The 15,370-nt window shown below is 62.6% G+C and carries 15 protein-coding genes; 14 read left to right on the top strand and 1 reads right to left on the bottom strand.

The annotated features are described in order from the left end of the window. Window positions 1-7: 7 nt before the first annotated feature. From EN955_RS00655 to EN955_RS00630, 6 genes are all read left to right on the top strand, one after another. Complete coding sequence (locus tag EN955_RS00655) at window positions 8-1,120, top strand: hemolysin family protein (protein ID WP_024503458.1); 1,113 nt, start codon at window positions 8-10, stop codon at window positions 1,118-1,120. Window positions 1,121-1,136: 16 nt separating this feature from the next. Beyond that, window positions 1,137-1,607 carry a VOC family protein gene (locus EN955_RS00650; RefSeq protein WP_032899245.1) on the top strand — a complete coding sequence of 157 codons (471 nt, stop codon included), beginning with the start codon at window positions 1,137-1,139 and terminating at the stop codon, window positions 1,605-1,607. A 101-nt stretch (window positions 1,608-1,708) separates the two neighbouring features. Beyond that, on the top strand, window positions 1,709-3,301 hold the full coding sequence (gene lnt, locus EN955_RS00645) for an apolipoprotein N-acyltransferase (protein WP_024503460.1): 1,593 nt from the start codon (window positions 1,709-1,711) through the stop codon (window positions 3,299-3,301). 141 nt (window positions 3,302-3,442) lie between these two features. Then, entirely contained in the window at window positions 3,443-3,862 is a 420-nt protein-coding gene (locus EN955_RS00640) for a helix-turn-helix domain-containing protein (protein ID WP_013527901.1), read from the top strand. A gap of 169 nt (window positions 3,863-4,031) precedes the next feature. Beyond that, entirely contained in the window at window positions 4,032-5,297 is a 1,266-nt protein-coding gene (gene metK, locus EN955_RS00635; RefSeq protein ID WP_024503461.1) for a methionine adenosyltransferase, read from the top strand. 23 nt (window positions 5,298-5,320) lie between these two features. Continuing rightward, entirely contained in the window at window positions 5,321-6,022 is a 702-nt protein-coding gene (locus EN955_RS00630) for a tRNA (guanosine(46)-N(7))-methyltransferase TrmB (RefSeq protein ID WP_024503462.1), read from the top strand. Between the two features lie 66 nt (window positions 6,023-6,088). On the opposite strand, the gene EN955_RS00625 is transcribed toward EN955_RS00630, so the two are convergent. After that, window positions 6,089-6,256 (bottom strand): hypothetical protein, encoded by a 168-nt coding sequence (locus tag EN955_RS00625; protein ID WP_013527898.1) that lies wholly within the window; start codon window positions 6,254-6,256, stop codon window positions 6,089-6,091. Between the two features lie 299 nt (window positions 6,257-6,555). Between EN955_RS00625 and rimP the strand changes: the two genes are divergently transcribed. From rimP to rpsO, 8 genes are all read left to right on the top strand, one after another. After that, on the top strand, window positions 6,556-7,200 hold the full coding sequence (gene rimP, locus EN955_RS00620) for a ribosome maturation factor RimP (protein ID WP_013527897.1): 645 nt from the start codon (window positions 6,556-6,558) through the stop codon (window positions 7,198-7,200). Between the two features lie 49 nt (window positions 7,201-7,249). Continuing rightward, the gene (nusA, locus tag EN955_RS00615; protein ID WP_013527896.1) at window positions 7,250-8,845 is read left to right on the top strand and encodes a transcription termination factor NusA; all 1,596 of its coding nucleotides are present in this window, start codon (window positions 7,250-7,252) and stop codon (window positions 8,843-8,845) included. 38 nt (window positions 8,846-8,883) lie between these two features. Beyond that, window positions 8,884-9,534, top strand: coding sequence for an RNA-binding protein (locus EN955_RS00610; protein ID WP_024503463.1), 651 nt, complete (start codon window positions 8,884-8,886; stop codon window positions 9,532-9,534). After that, entirely contained in the window at window positions 9,531-12,107 is a 2,577-nt protein-coding gene (gene infB / locus EN955_RS00605) for a translation initiation factor IF-2 (RefSeq protein WP_013527894.1), read from the top strand. Before EN955_RS00610 ends, infB begins: the two co-directional genes overlap by 4 nt. A 125-nt stretch (window positions 12,108-12,232) precedes the next feature. Continuing rightward, entirely contained in the window at window positions 12,233-12,673 is a 441-nt protein-coding gene (rbfA, locus tag EN955_RS00600; protein ID WP_024503464.1) for a 30S ribosome-binding factor RbfA, read from the top strand. Then, window positions 12,673-13,668, top strand: a complete 996-nt coding sequence (gene truB, locus EN955_RS00595) for a tRNA pseudouridine(55) synthase TruB (RefSeq protein WP_024503465.1) — start codon at window positions 12,673-12,675, stop codon at window positions 13,666-13,668. The genes rbfA and truB overlap by 1 nt, the downstream gene beginning before the upstream one ends. 44 nt (window positions 13,669-13,712) lie before the next feature. Beyond that, complete coding sequence (corA, locus tag EN955_RS00590; RefSeq protein WP_024503466.1) at window positions 13,713-14,807, top strand: magnesium/cobalt transporter CorA; 1,095 nt, start codon at window positions 13,713-13,715, stop codon at window positions 14,805-14,807. Window positions 14,808-14,946: 139 nt separating this feature from the next. Next, a complete protein-coding gene (gene rpsO, locus EN955_RS00585) occupies window positions 14,947-15,258 on the top strand; it encodes a 30S ribosomal protein S15 (protein ID WP_269470859.1) in 312 nt (103 codons plus the stop codon). Window positions 15,259-15,370: the final 112 nt, after the last annotated feature.

Raw genomic sequence — 15,370 nt, 5'->3', positions numbered from 1 at the left:
GACGACGATGAACGACAAACCAGAGACTGCCGCCCGCCCCGACGCCGGCAGTGCAACCAAGGCTTCCGATACGTCGGAAGAGGGATCAAGTCCGAGTACCGTTACCTCTGGTGCTAGCAGTACCTCTGCTGCTGCCGGCATCGGCAGCGCTGCCAGCGAGACATCGCCTGCCGGTCCCTCCCTGTTCGACCGCGTTCTTGGCCTGTTCAGGCAACGCAACGGAACCAGCCTGCGGGAGGAAATCGCCGGCGCGCTTGCCGAGACAACGAGCGATGCCGGCGCCTTCTCGCCCGGCGAACGCGCCATGCTCAACAACATCCTGCGGCTGCGCGAAGTGCGCGTCGAGGACGTCATGGTGCCGCGCGCCGACATTCAAGGGGTCGAAATCACGACGACGCTCGGCGATCTGCTGGGCACCTTCGAGCAATCCGGCCATTCCCGCATGCCGGTCTATTCAGAGACCCTCGATGATCCGCGCGGCATGGTCCATATCCGTGATGTGCTGGCCCACATCACCAAGATCGCGCGCGTCAAGAAGGGCCGCTCGACCAGGAAAACACCCGTCGCCACGGTTCTCGATCTCGCCCAGGTCGATCTCGCACGCACCATTGGCGACCTCAATCTGATCCGCCCGGTGCTGTTCGTGCCGCCGTCGATGCTCGCCTCCGACCTGATGGCTCGCATGCAGACGACGCGCACGCAAATGGCGCTGGTCATCGATGAATATGGCGGCACCGACGGCCTTGCCTCGCTGGAAGACATCGTCGAGATGGTGGTCGGCGACATCGAGGACGAGCATGACGACGACGAGCCGATGATCACCCAGAGCGGCGACGGCGTGTTCATCGTCGATGGCAAGGCCGAGATCGACGACGTCGCCAAGATGATCGGCGGGGATTTCGCCGCCGGTGAACATGGCGAATATGTCGACACCATTGGCGGCATGATTTTCAACACGCTTGGCCGTGTTCCGGCCCGCGGCGAGGTGGTGCAGGCCATACCCGGTTTCGAATTTCACGTCCTCGACGCTGATCCGCGCCGCGTCAAGCGCGTGCGCATCGTGCAGAGCCAGAAGGGTGAGCGTCGCCGGCGTGCCACGGCGCGCACCGAACAGGCGTGAGCGTTTCGCTCGCACGATGACTATCGACGACCCGTTCAAGCATCCAAGTCTGGGCTCTGGTGTTTTCTACAAGGATCCTCGTGCCGCGCTGGACTGGCTCGAGGCGGCTTTTGGCTTCGAGCGCAGCATGGTGGTCAGCGATGCCGAGGGAAAGCTCATCCATGCAGAGATGCGGTTCGGCGACAGCTACATCATCGTCGATTCCGAATGGAGCGATTACGTCGCCAGCCCGGTTTCGATCTTGGGCAAGAACACGCAGTCGATCTATGTCAGGCTGAAGGGTGGCCTGGATGCGCATTGCGAGCAGGCGCGGGCGCTCGACGCTGATATAATCCAGGAGCCGGCGGATCAGTTCTACGGTGAGCGCCAGTATCGTGCACGCGACCCCGAGGGCCATGTCTGGACCTTCACGCAGACCATCCGTTCGGTTCAGCGCGAGGAGGCCGAGCGGCTGGGGGGCGTTCAAATCGAGGGTTGGCACCGGTAGGCAGGGCCGGAGCTGTGCATCTCAGCCAGCCCATCCGCCGTTTGGAGCGCGGAGCGCAGCCTGTTAAATCTTGTGTCCTGATTCGCGACTCGGAAGTATGCATGGAGCGCCTCACCGGCCGGATAATTCTGCTTTGGGGTTGGCGGCGTGCGCTCGTGGCGTTTCTCGCCGGCGCCCTCGCGGTGCTTGGGCAGGCGCCTTACGACTTCTTCGCCGCCTGTTTCGTCTCGTTCCCGCTGCTGGTCTGGCTGCTCGACGGCGCCACCGGCGAAGCTTCAGGCAGTCTGTTCCGGCGTCTGCGGCCGGCTTTCGCCGTCGGTTGGTGGTTCGGTTTCGGCTATTTCCTCGCCGGCCTCTGGTGGATCGGCTCGGCGCTGCTGGTCGAGGCCGACAGCTTTGCCTGGGCGCTTCCCTTCGCGGTGGTCGGCATTCCTTTCATGCTCGCCTTTTTCTATGGCTTTGCGGCAATCGTTGCCCGGCTGCTGTGGAGCAACGACATTGGCCGCATCGCCGCCCTTGCCTTCGGCTTCGGCCTGGCGGAATGGCTGCGCGATTTCCTGTTCACCGGTTTTCCCTGGAATGCCGTCGGCTACGCGGCCATGCCCGTGCCGCTGCTGATGCAGAGCGTCTCGGTGACGGGCATGATCGGCATGAACGCGCTCGCGGTGTTCGTCTTCGCACTGCCGGCACTGCTGGCGGCACGTCGGCACCTGCGCCTCGGCGCGGCACTGTTTGTCGTGCTCGTCGCTGCCCATGTCGGCTTCGGCTATATCAGGCTTGCCGCTCCCGAACCGCCAGCTTCACGCAGCCTGGATGTCCGCATTGTCCAGCCGGCGGTGGACCTGTCGGAAAAATGGGATGCCTCGGTGCGCGACCGCATCTTCGCGGTCCTGATGGGGCTCTCGGGCAAGGCGCCGGATCCAGGCCATCAAAAGCCGCAACTGATCCTGTGGCCCGAAACCTCGGTGCCGTTCCTCTTCACCGAGCGTCCGGACGCATTGACGGCGCTGGGGGATATGCTCGGACCCGGCCAGATGCTGATTGCCGGCGTCGTCCGCGAGGAAGGCGGCTCGGCCGCAAATGCCGACAGCCGCTACTACAACTCCGTGGTGGCGATCGACGACAAGGGTGAAATCACCGACGCCGTCGACAAGGTTCAGCTGGTGCCGTTCGGCGAATACCTGCCTTTCGCCGATCTGCTCCAGCGTTTCGGCATCGAGCAACTGGTTGCCGGGCCGATGAGTTTCGCGGCCGGCAATGAGCGGCACGCCATTACGCTGCCCGACGGCATCCGTGCGCTGCCATTTATCTGTTATGAGGTGATCTTTCCCGATCTTGTGGCAGTTGACGCTGCGTCAGCGCAGCTTATTGTGAACGTTACCAATGATGCGTGGTTCGGCGACACGCCGGGTCCGTATCAGCATTTCAGGCAGGCCCAGATCCGTGCGGTGGAAAATGGATTGCCATTGGTGCGTGCCGCCAACAACGGCATCTCGGCCGTCGTCGATCCGCGCGGGCGCATCGTCGATGCGCTTGCTATCGACGCGCGCGGCGCCATCGATGCCCACATACCGATTTCCGGACAGGCGCTCATATCTCCCGGCCAACGGCGCATTAACGGAATGCTGATCATGTTGCTGTTTGCCGTTGGGGCAGCGCTGTTGAACGTAAGGCAAAGGCTACGGGTGAATTGACAGCCAACACATTAGAAACTCATACTGTAAGTGCCTGAAAATTTCTCGAAGCCGGTGGATCGTTCTGTTGGGGCAGTTGCCTCCGGCTTTGTTTGGGCAGGAAAAAAATAGAGAAAGCCGAAAAAATTCGGCGAGGAAAAAATGACAGAAGATAACAAGAAGAAACCGAATCCGATCGACATCCATGTTGGCAGTCGCATTCGGCTTCGCCGCAACATGCTTGGAATGAGCCAGGAAAAGCTGGGAGAAAACCTCGGCATCACATTTCAACAGATTCAGAAATATGAAAAGGGTACCAACCGCGTCGGCGCCAGCCGTCTGCAGGCGATCGCGTCCATACTCGGCGTGCCTGTCGCTTTCTTTTTTGAGGATGCGCCCGGCCAGGAGCCTGTGGCGGGCCGGGGATTTGCCGAGGACGCTTCGATGGCTTTCGCTGTCGAATTCTGCGGCAGCCCTGAAGGCCTTCAGCTCAACCGGGCCTTTGTCAAGATCGCCGACGCCAAGGTGCGCCGCAGGATCATAGACCTGGTCAAGTCCCTCTCCGCCGACGATCCCGACTGATCCTCAATCACGCCAGGACCGGCGGCGCCCCGCCGCCGGTGGCACAAGATAACGGCATCGACATTCATGCCAGAGCCGAAGCACCGCTTGACGAGCGGCGCTTCGCCCCGCTAACACGTGGCGCGCCAAAATCGGCAGCCTGCCGATCGTTTTTCAAGAGGGGACACCCGTGACGCGGCAGAACTACTTCTTTACCTCGGAATCCGTTGCCGAGGGCCATCCTGACAAAGTCTGTGACCGGATTTCCGACGAGATCGTCGATCTGGTCTATCGCGAAGCCAAGAAGACCGGCATGGACCCGTGGAAAGTCCGTGTCGCCTGCGAGACGCTGGCCACCACCAACCGTGTCGTCATCGCCGGCGAAGTGCGCGTCCCGGAAACGCTGCTGAAGAAGGACAAGGCAGGCAACATCCTCAAGGATGCCGCCGGCCATCCGGTCGTCAATCCGGCCAAGTTCAAATCGGTCGCCCGCAAGGCGATCCGCGAAATCGGCTACGAGCAGGCCGGCTTCCACTGGAAAACGGCGAAGATCGAGGTTCTGCTGCACGGCCAGTCGCCTGACATCGGCCAGGGCGTCGACAACGCTGCCGACCGTCAGGGCGAAGAGGGTGCCGGCGACCAGGGCATCATGTTCGGTTATGCCTGCCGCGAGACGCCGGATTTGATGCCGGCGCCGATCTACTACAGCCACAAGATCCTCGAACTGCTGGCTGCTGCCCGTCACGAAGGCAGCGGTGAAGCCGGCAGGCTCGGGCCGGATGCCAAGAGCCAGGTCACCGTTCGCTATGTCGATGGCAAGGCCGCCGAGGCGACGCAGATCGTGCTGTCCACGCAGCATCTCGATGCGAGCTGGGATTCAAAGAAGGTCCGCAAGGTCGTCGAACCCTATATCCGCGAGGCGCTGGGCGACCTCAAGATCGCCGACGATTGCATGTGGTACATCAATCCGACCGGCAAGTTCGTCATCGGCGGGCCGGACGGCGACGCCGGCCTGACCGGCCGCAAGATCATCGTCGACACCTACGGTGGTGCCGCACCCCATGGCGGCGGCGCTTTCTCCGGCAAGGACACCACCAAGGTGGATCGTTCGGCAGCCTATGCGGCGCGCTACCTGGCCAAGAACGTGGTGGCGGCGAAACTCGCCGACCGCTGCACCATCCAGCTTTCCTACGCCATCGGCGTCGCCCAGCCGCTGTCGGTCTATGTCGACTTGCATGGCACCGGCAAGGTCGACGAGGCAAAGCTCGAGGACGCGCTGCGCACGGTGATGGATCTGTCGCCGTCGGGCATCCGCCGTCACCTCGATCTCAACAAACCGATCTACGCCAAGACGTCGTCCTACGGCCATTTCGGCCGCAAGGCCGGCCGTGATGGGTCTTTCTCCTGGGAAAAGACCGATCTCGCCAAGGCGCTCAAGGACGCGGTCGCCGCCTGACAGCGGCGCCGCGAAGTCCCGCCATGGATCCGAAGGACAGACCAAGCCGCGCGACCGAAGCCTTTTTCGGTCGCCGGCGCGGCAAGACCATGCGTCCGCAACAGGCGGCCGCGCTGGAAAGCGGCTTCGGTGTATATCGGCTCGATCTGGCGGCCGAGCCGCCGGCCGATCTGCAAACTCTGTTTCAGACCGATGTCAGCGCGGTTCGCCTCGAGATTGGCTTCGGCGGTGGCGAACATCTCCTGCACCGCGCGACCGAGGCGCCTTCGATCGGCTTTATCGGCGTCGAGCCCTTCGTCAACGGCATGGCCAAGATGATGATGGCGGTGCGCGAGAAACCGCTCGCCAATCTGCGGGTTTATGACGACGACGCCACAAGGCTGCTCGACTGGCTGCCGCAGGCCTCGCTCGGCGGCCTCGATCTGCTCTATCCCGACCCCTGGCCGAAGAAGAAACACTGGAAGCGACGTTTCGTAAGCCCGGTCAATCTCGAGCGGTTCGCGCGCGTGCTGAAGCCTGGTTCAAAATTCCGCTTCGCCTCCGACATCGACACTTATGTCAACTGGACCTTGCTGCATTGCCGCGCGCATGGCGCGTTCGCATGGCAGGCTTGCGAGGCGGCGGACTGGCACCGGCCCTATGATGGTTGGCCGGGCACCCGTTACGAGGCCAAGGCCATTCGTGAGGGCCGGCGGCCCGCCTATCTTACCTTCATTCGGAAATAAGCTCGCGGTCTTAGAGCAATTCCAGGAAAAGTGTGAAACGGTTTTCCGTCCGGAATTGCGTCAAAGCTAGAAGCGGCGGCCGATGCGATCGAAGGCGGCAGGCTCGACGCCGAGGTTGCGCAGGTCGTCGGCGCGCGGCCTGCGACCGGCTTCCACGGCCCGTGAAGCGGCCACGGCGCTGCCGAATACGGTGAAGAAGTCGCCTATTGCAGAAAATATCTTGCGATTGCTCATGATCATGTCCTTTCGCGCACGTGTGGCGCACGGCCACCTTTGTGCAGCGCAGCGTAAGTAGGTGCGTTTCAGCGCCGATCCCATGGGGGCCGCCGCATGGGCGCCATGCGCTCCATGCAACGCTGGCGGGGGCCACCTCGATGGCAGCGTTGCCCGACCAGCATAGCGGGCTTGAAACACAGGCCGCGATCGTCTATATCAGCCTCAAATTCTTGGTCGGTATGACGAAGAGTGGGTCCACCCGGTCCCGCTCTTTTTTATTACCTGCCGATAACTTGGTAGAGAACGACAGGGCTTCAATGACTGCAACGGCAAGCGAGGGCGACGATCGCATCATCCGCGAAAGCGGCATCGATGCGCGCATCGCGCTGATCGTCCAGCCGGTTCTGCGCGGCATCGGCTTCCGTCTCGTGCGGGTGCATCTGTCGGGCCAGAACGGGCTGACGCTGCAGATCATGGCCGAACGCGAGGACGGCACCATGACCGTCGAGGATTGCGAAGAGGTCAGCCGCGCGGTGTCGCCGGCGCTCGATGTCGATGATCCGATCGAAAAGGCCTACCATCTTGAAGTCTCGTCGCCCGGCATCGACCGGCCGCTGGTCCGCAAATCGGATTTCACGACCTGGACGGGTCATCTGGTGAAAATGGAAACATCGATCGTCGTCGCCGACCGCAAGCGCTTCAAGGGCAAGATCGCCGAAGCCGGCGAAGACGATGTGCTGATCGAGCGCGACAAGGCAGCCTATGGCGAGGAGCCGACGGTGCGCGTCCCCTATGACGCGATTGCCGATGTGCGCCTGATCCTGACCGACGATCTCATCCGCGATGCCCTGTCGAAGGACAACAGGGCGCGCAAGGAAGCCAAGAAGCGCCGTGGCGAACCGGACGACGACGAGTCGGGTGCGGAAGCGGACGCCACGGAAGAACACGAACAGGAACTATGATTGAGCTGCCGGGCGCAAAGGTCCGGCAAACAAGCTCGGGAGAAAAACGATGGTTGTAAGCGCCAACAGACTTGAATTGCTGCAGATCGCCGACGCGGTCGCGCGTGAAAAGTCGATCGACAAGTCGATCGTCATCGCCGCCATGGCCGATGCGATCCAGAAGGCGGCGCGCTCGCGTTACGGTCAGGAGACCAACATCCGCGCTGACATCAACCCGAACACCGGTGAGATGAAGCTGCAGCGGCTGATGGAAGTGGTCGAGAAGGTCGATGACTATGCCACGCAGATCGCCATTTCCTCGGCTCGCGAGCGCAATCCCGACGCCCAGCTCGGCGACTTCATCGCCGAACAGCTGCCGCCCATGGATTTCGGCCGCATCGCCGCCCAGTCGGCCAAGCAGGTCATCGTCCAGAAGGTCCGCGAGGCCGAACGCGACCGCCAGTATGACGAGTACAAGGACCGCATCGGCGAGATCGTCAACGGTACCGTCAAGCGCGTCGAATACGGCAATGTCATCGTCGATCTCGGCCGCGGCGAAGCGATCATCCGTCGCGATGAGTTGATCCCGCGCGAGAACTACAAATATGGCGATCGCGTCCGCGCCTATGTCTACGATGTGCGCCGCGAGCAGCGCGGCCCGCAGATTTTCCTGTCGCGCACCCATCCGCAGTTCATGGCCAAGCTGTTCACCATGGAAGTGCCGGAAATCTATGACGGCATCATCGAGATCAAGTCGGTCGCCCGCGACCCAGGTTCGCGCGCCAAGATCGCCGTCATCTCGCGGGACTCTTCGATCGATCCGGTCGGCGCCTGCGTCGGCATGCGCGGCAGCCGCGTCCAGGCCGTCGTCGGCGAATTGCAGGGTGAGAAGATCGACATCATTCCGTGGTCGCCTTCTGCGGCGTCCTTCATCGTCAATGCGCTGCAGCCGGCGGAAGTCGCCAAGGTCGTGCTCGACGAGGATGCCGAACGCATCGAAGTCGTGGTTCCCGACGACCAGCTGTCGCTGGCCATCGGTCGCCGCGGCCAGAACGTGCGTCTGGCTTCGCAGCTGACCGGCTGGGATATCGATATCCTGACCGAAGCCGAAGAATCCGAGCGCCGCCAGAAGGAATTCGTCGAGCGTTCGTCGCTGTTCATGGAAGCCCTCGACGTCGACGAGATGGTCGGCCAGGTGCTGGCCTCCGAAGGCTTCACCAGCGTTGAGGAAGTCGCTTATGTCGATTCCGGCGAGATCGCCTCTATCGATGGTTTCGACGAGGACACCGCTTCGGAGATCCAGACCCGCGCCCGCGAATATCTGGAGAAGATCGAGGCCGAGCACGACGACAAGCGCAAGGCGCTCGGCGTTTCGGACGAATTGCGCGAAATCCCCGGCGTCACCACCGCCATGATGGTGACGCTTGGCGAGGACGGCGTGAAGACGATCGAGGATTTCGCCGGCTATGCCGCCGACGACCTGACCGGCTGGAAGGAACGCAAGGACGGCGAGACAAAAGTCTATCCGGGCGTGCTGGCCAATCATGGCGTGACCCGCGCAGACGCCGAACAGATGGTTCTGGCCGCCCGCCTCAAGGCCGGCTGGATCACCGAAGACGAGCTTGCAGCCGAAGAAGTCTCGGCTGACGAAGCCGTTGGTGCGTGAGGTGAAACCGCATCGCACCGAACCCGCCCTTGGACGAGATGAACGATCGCACCTGCATCGTTACGCGCAAACAAGCCGAACCGGATGATCTGATCCGGTTCGTCGTCGGCCCGGATTCGGCCGTCGTTCCCGACATCAAGAGAAATCTGCCCGGCCGCGGTTGCTGGGTGAGCGCCGACCGCCTACATATCGACAAGGCTGCGGCGAAGAACCTCTTTGCCCGCGCCTTCAAGGCACAGGTGGTCGTGCCGCCCGATCTTGGCGGCATGGTCGACGGGCTGCTTTCCAGGCACGCTCTGGGCATGCTTGGTCTTGCCCGCAAGGCAGGCGCAATTTCGCTTGGTGCTACCAAGGTCGAGAGCGCGGTGCGCGGCGGATTGGCGCTTTTCGTGCTGCATGCTTCCGAGGCGTCCGATGACGGCGTGCGCAAGATCAGCCAGGCGCGACGGGCGACGGTCCATCTCGGTGGGCCCGCTATCCTTGCCTACAAACTTTTCTCCGAGGCCGAGTTGAGCTTGGCATTGGGGGGTACAAATGTGATACATGCTGCCGTTCTCGCGGGAGACGCGGGCAGGGCGGTCCAGAAGCGCATGGTTGCGCTCGACCGGTATCGGGGCGGTTCCCCGGACGATCTGGCAATGCTTGCGGCTGTTGCTGACGAAGATGATGCCGCAGAGGATATGGAATGAGCGATACGAAATCGGGTGACGACAATACGCTGAGTGTGACGCCGAAGAAGACCTTGACGCTGAAGCGCCCCGGTATGGAACAGGGCACTGTGCGCCAGAACTTCTCGCACGGCCGCACCAAGCAGGTCGTCGTCGAAACCAAGAAGCGCAAGTTCTCGATGCCCGGCGACAAGCCGGAGCCTGTTGCCGCCCCCGTCTTCACACCGAAGCCGGCGGTCGTGGCCGCCCCCGTCGTCGTGCCGGAAGCACCGAAGGCGCCGCCACCCCCGCCGCCCCCGGCCCCGGTCGAGCGCAGCGGTATGGTGCTGAACGAACTGTCGCGCAGTGAAATGGAAGCACGCCGCAGGGCGCTCGAAGGCTCGAAGGTTCGCGAGGTCGAGGACCGCCAGCGCGCCGCCGAGGATGCCAAGCGTCGCGCCGAGGACGAAGAGCGCCGCAAGCGCGAACGCGATGAATCCGCGCGCCGCCAGGCCGAGGAAGAAGCACGGTTGCAGACCGAGGCCGAATCCCGCCGTCGGGCCGAGGAAGAGGCGCGTCGCCGCGCGCCATTGGCTGCCGAACTGGCAACAGTCGATGACGAGGAAGTGGCCAAGCCGAAGCGGGTTGGCGCCGGCGCACCGGTGCGCCGTCCGGTCACGCCTGAAGTGGCGCGTCCGGCCAAGCCGACCAAGAGCGAGGAAGATCGCCGCCGTGGCAAGCTGACGCTGAATTCGGCATTGTCCGACGAAGATGCGCGAGCCCGTTCGCTGTCGTCGATGCGTCGCCGCCAGGAAAAATTCAAGCGCGCGATGCACAATGAGCCGCGCGAGAAAGTCATGCGCGAAGTGATCCTGCCAGAGACCATCACCATCCAGGAACTGGCGCAACGCATGTCCGAGCGCGCGGTCGACCTGGTCAAGTTCTTCATGAAGCAGGGCCAGATCCTGAAGCCGGGCGACGTCATCGACGCCGACACGGCCGAGCTGGTCGCCACCGAATTCGGCCACACGGTCCGCCGCGTCGCCGAGTCCGACATCGAGGAAGGCCTGTTCAACATCGCCGACAATGCCGAGGACCTGGTTTCGCGTCCGCCGGTCGTGACGATCATGGGTCACGTCGATCATGGCAAGACCTCGCTGCTCGACGCGATCCGCAACGCCAATGTCGTCTCCGGCGAAGCCGGCGGCATCACCCAGCATATCGGCGCCTACCAGGTCGAGAAGAATGGTCACAAGATCACCTTCATCGACACGCCCGGCCACGCCGCCTTCACGGCGATGCGTGCTCGTGGCGCCCAGGCGACCGATATTGCCATCCTGGTGGTTGCGGCCGATGACAGCGTCATGCCGCAGACGATCGAATCGATCAGCCATGCCAAGGCGGCCGGCGTTCCGATCATCGTGGCGATCAACAAGATCGACAAGCATGATGCCGATCCGCAGAAGGTGCGCTCCGAACTGCTGCGCCACGAGGTTTTCGTCGAATCCATGGGCGGTGAAGTTCTGGACGTCGAAGTATCGGCGACCAAGGGCACCAATCTCGACAAACTGCTTGAGGCGATCCTGCTGCAGGCCGAAATTCTCGACCTGAAAGCCAATCCGGACCGTACCGCCGAAGGCGTCGTCATCGAGGCCCAGCTCGACAAGGGCCGTGGTCCCGTTGCCACCGTGCTGGTGCAGACCGGCACGCTGATGCCGGGCGACATCCTCGTTGCCGGCAATGAATGGGGCCGGGTGCGTGCGCTGGTCAACGATCGTGGCGTGCAGATCAAGGAAGCGCCGCCGGCGATGCCGGTGGAAGTGCTTGGCTTGCAGGGCACCCCGCAGGCCGGCGATCGCTTCGCCGTGGTCAACAACGAGGCCCGTGCCCGCGAGATCACCGAATACCGCCAGCGTCTGGCGCGCGAGAAGGCGGTTGCCAAGCATGCCGGCCAGCGCGGTTCGCTCGAGCAGATGATGTCGCAATTGCAGACAAGCGGGCTGAAGGAATTCCCGTTGGTCATCAAGGGCGACGTGCAGGGCTCGATCGAGGCGATCAATGCCGCACTCGATAAGCTCGGCACCGACGAGGTTCGTGCACGCATCGTCCATGCCGGTGCCGGCGCCATCACCGAAAGCGACGTGTCGCTGGCCGAGACTTCGGGTGCCGCGATCATCGGCTTCAACGTCCGCGCCAACGTCCAGGCACGTGCCGCTGCTGCGGCGGCTGGCATCGAGATCCGCTACTACTCGATCATCTACAACCTTGTGGATGACGTGAAGGCGGCTCTGTCGGGCCTGCTGTCGCCGGAACGTCGCGAGACCTTCATCGGCAATGCGCAGATCCTCGAAATCTTCGACATCACCAAGGTCGGCAAGATCGCCGGCTGCCGTGTCACCGAAGGCAAGGTCGAGCGTGGTGCGGGCGTGCGCCTGATCCGCGACAACGTCGTCATCCACGAAGGCACGCTGAAGACGCTGAAGCGCTTCAAGGACGAAGTTTCGGAAGTCCCCGGCGGCCAGGAGTGCGGCATGGCCTTCCAGAACTACGAGGACATGCGCGTCGGCGACGTCATCGAGTGCTTCCGCGTCGAGATGGTGACCCGGACACTCTGAGTTCGAGTGACTTGTCCATACCGGGCGGTGGTCGAAAGGCCGCCGCCCCAAGTCTATTGAGAATGCCCATATGAGACATGCGGCACGGTTCCATCCCGCGCCTCACGCTTTCAGGATTGAGAAAAATGCCCCGTCCAACCGCATCCAGCCCATCCCAGCGCATGCTGCGCGTCGCCGAACAGGTGCGCCATGCGCTATCCGAAACCCTGCAGCGCGGCGAGATCATCGATCCGCTGATCGAGAACACCGTGGTGTCGGTCTCGGAAGTGCGCATGTCGCCCGATTTGAAGGTCGCTACCGCTTTCGTCTCGCCGCTCGGCGCCAAAGATGCCGATGCGGTGGTCGAGGCGCTGAACAAGCATGCGAAATTCGTCCGTGGCCGTGTCTCCGGCGCGCTGCGGCAGATGAAGTTCATGCCGGAGTTCCGCTTCAAGCTCGACACCTCCTTCGACAATTTTGCCAGGATCAACGACCTCTTGAAATCGCCGGAAGTGGCGCGCGATCTGGGTCCTGAGGACCAGGAAAACGCAGACCAGGACAAAGACGACAACAAGGACACCGAATAGTGGCGCGTCGCGGCAAGAAGAAGGGCCGGCCGATCTCGGGCTGGCTGATCCTGGACAAGCCGGTCGGCATGGGCTCGACCGAAGCCGTCTCCAAGATCAAATGGCTGTTCCAGGCGGAAAAGGCCGGCCATGCAGGCACGCTCGACCCGCTGGCGTCCGGCATGCTGCCGATCGCGCTTGGCGAGGCGACCAAGACCGTGCCTTACGTGCAGGACGGCGCCAAAATCTATCGCTTCACCGTTGCCTGGGGACAGGAGCGTTCGACCGATGACCTCGAAGGTCCGGTGACGAAAGAATCCGACCTGCGTCCGTCGGAAGCCCAAGTGCTCGCCCTGCTGCCGAAATACACCGGCGTCATCATGCAGACGCCGCCGCAATTCTCGGCGATCAAGATCGCAGGCGAGCGCGCCTATGATCTGGCCCGCGACGGCGCGACGGTCGACATACCCGCGCGAGAGATCGAGATCGGCCGTCTGGACGTTGTCGAGCATGGCGCCGACCATACTGTTTTCGAGGTCGAGTGCGGCAAGGGCACCTATGTGCGCTCGCTGGCCCGCGACATGGGCCGCGACATCGGCTGCTTCGGTCACATCTCCGAATTGCGCCGGGTCGAGGTCGAGCCGTTCACCTCGGAAGACTTCGTCACCATCGCCGAACTGGAAGCCGCCCGTTTCGGTGTGGAGGAGGTCGACAGCTCGGACACGACAGAAGCCGCTGACAAGGCAGAGGCTGCCGACAAGGTGGAAGCGTCAATCGACTTCGACGCCATCGATGCGCTTCTGGTCGACACATCGGCTGCCCTCGATTGCCTGCCGCAGATCGCCATCAGCGATGACGCGGCAACCAAGATCCGCCTCGGCAACCCGGTCATCATCCGCGGCCGCGACGCACCGGTGGAAGCCGAAGAAGCCTGCGCCACGGCGCGCGGCAAGCTGGTCGCCATCGGTGCCATTGAGCAAGGCATGTTCAAGCCCAAGCGGGTCTTTGCCGGTTGATTCCTGTCGTCTGATGTCGAGGCGAGGACTCGCACGAGGGGAATATGGCAAAGGCTGAGACCGTGAAGACGCGGGCACCGGCGAAAACGCGGCGGCCGCCGGTCGGTGCGTCGCCCGGCACGCTGATCGCCGACCCGTCGGCGCGTCGCTCGGAACTGCGTTTGACGCTGATCTCGCCCGAAAAATTCAAGACTATCGAAAATGCCAGCATCGACGACCTCAACACCCATTGCGACAAATGGCCGGTCCTCTGGCTCGACTGCACCGGCCTCGCCAACATCCCGCTGATCGAGGAGATCGGCCGCATTTTCAGCCTGCATCCGCTGGCGCTGGAGGACGTCGTCAACACCGGCCAGCGGCCCAAGGTCGACTTCTTCGAGGACCATGCCTTCGTCGTTGTCAGGATGATCGACGATGTCACCTCGCACCGCTATGAGCAGATCGCCGTCTTCTTCGGCAGCAACTTCGTCGTTACCTTCCAGGAGCGGGAAGGCGATCCATTCGATCCGGTGCGCAAGCGTATCGAAAGTTCGGCGCCCAACCGGCTGCGCGCCCGCGGCGCCGACTATCTTGCCTATGCGCTGATCGATGCCATCGTCGACAGCTATTTTCCGCCGATCGAGGCCGCCGGTGACATGGTCGACAGCATCGAGGACCAGATGCTGCATTCGCCGCACAAACACCAGATGCGGCAGCTACATGAATTGCGGCGTGACGCCAACGTGCTGAAAGGCGTGCTGTGGCCGATGCGCGATGCGCTGGCGACGCTGATCCGCAACGATGTGCCCTATGTGAAGGCCGAGACCAAGATCTTCCTCAACGACACGCTCGACCATGCGCTCAGGCTGATCGAGCTGGTCGAGACCCAGCGCGATATGCTGACCGGCCTGATCGAGATGCACCTGTCGCTGAGCCAGGCGCGCACCAACGACGTTATCAGCTATCTCACCATCGTCTCGGTCATCTTCATGCCGCTCACCTTCCTGGTCGGCATCTGGGGCATGAATTTCGATCCGGAGTCTTCGCCCTGGAACATGCCGGAACTGAAGGCCTACTACGGCTATCCCTTGTCGCTGCTGTTCATGGCGCTTGTCGCGTTCGGGCTGATCGTCTTCTTCAAATGGAAGAAATGGCTTTGACAGGGATAAACCTGCCATTTTGCTCTGAAAAGCCGGCTTGTGAATTGGGCTGGTGTTTTCCGGGGAATTGCACTATATGCGCCGCAGCTTAGCGCTATGACGCTTTGCTTGCACCGGCCCCTGCTGGACGACATCCCGGCTGAGGGCGACCCGTTTCCTCAAACAGATAAGGAAAAACACGATGTCGATTACTGCCGAGCGCAAACAGGAATTGATGGGTGAATTCGCAACCGCCAAGGGCGATACCGGGTCTCCGGAAGTCCAGGTGGCCATCCTTTCCGAGCGCATCAAGAACCTGACCGACCATTTCAAGGACCACAAGAAGGATAACCATTCCCGCCGTGGTCTGCTTGCTCTCGTCTCCCAGCGCCGCAGCCTGCTTGATTATCTCAAGCGCAAGGACGACGCGCGCTACCAGACGCTGATCGAGAAGCTCGGTCTGCGTCGTTGACGAATTGACCGGCGGGCTTTCGAAGGAGAGCCCGCCGGTCGCGCATTCTGCCAGTCGTATCGACTGGCCAGACCCGGTTTCGATCGTGCAGAGGGCACTCGAAACCGCCCAT

The organism is Mesorhizobium sp. M7A.F.Ca.CA.001.04.2.1, assembly GCF_003998485.1.
GTDB classification, from domain to species: Bacteria; Pseudomonadota; Alphaproteobacteria; order Rhizobiales; family Rhizobiaceae; genus Mesorhizobium; species Mesorhizobium ciceri.
Note: the sequence above shows the minus strand (reverse complement) of the source record. Positions and strands in the feature narration are given on the sequence as shown.

Coding starts and splice junctions, on each gene's coding strand:
- lnt (WP_024503460.1), top strand. CDS start 1,709: ATGGAGCGCCTCACCGGCCGGATAATTCTGCTTTGGGGTTGGCGGCGT.
- rbfA (WP_024503464.1), top strand. CDS start 12,233: ATGCCCCGTCCAACCGCATCCAGCCCATCCCAGCGCATGCTGCGCGTC.
- rimP (WP_013527897.1), top strand. CDS start 6,556: ATGACTGCAACGGCAAGCGAGGGCGACGATCGCATCATCCGCGAAAGC.
- EN955_RS00640 (WP_013527901.1), top strand. CDS start 3,443: ATGACAGAAGATAACAAGAAGAAACCGAATCCGATCGACATCCATGTT.
- EN955_RS00625 (WP_013527898.1), bottom strand. CDS start 6,256: ATGAGCAATCGCAAGATATTTTCTGCAATAGGCGACTTCTTCACCGTA.
- EN955_RS00655 (WP_024503458.1), top strand. CDS start 8: ATGAACGACAAACCAGAGACTGCCGCCCGCCCCGACGCCGGCAGTGCA.
- nusA (WP_013527896.1), top strand. CDS start 7,250: ATGGTTGTAAGCGCCAACAGACTTGAATTGCTGCAGATCGCCGACGCG.
- EN955_RS00610 (WP_024503463.1), top strand. CDS start 8,884: ATGAACGATCGCACCTGCATCGTTACGCGCAAACAAGCCGAACCGGAT.
- infB (WP_013527894.1), top strand. CDS start 9,531: ATGAGCGATACGAAATCGGGTGACGACAATACGCTGAGTGTGACGCCG.
- corA (WP_024503466.1), top strand. CDS start 13,713: ATGGCAAAGGCTGAGACCGTGAAGACGCGGGCACCGGCGAAAACGCGG.
- EN955_RS00650 (WP_032899245.1), top strand. CDS start 1,137: ATGACTATCGACGACCCGTTCAAGCATCCAAGTCTGGGCTCTGGTGTT.
- EN955_RS00630 (WP_024503462.1), top strand. CDS start 5,321: ATGGATCCGAAGGACAGACCAAGCCGCGCGACCGAAGCCTTTTTCGGT.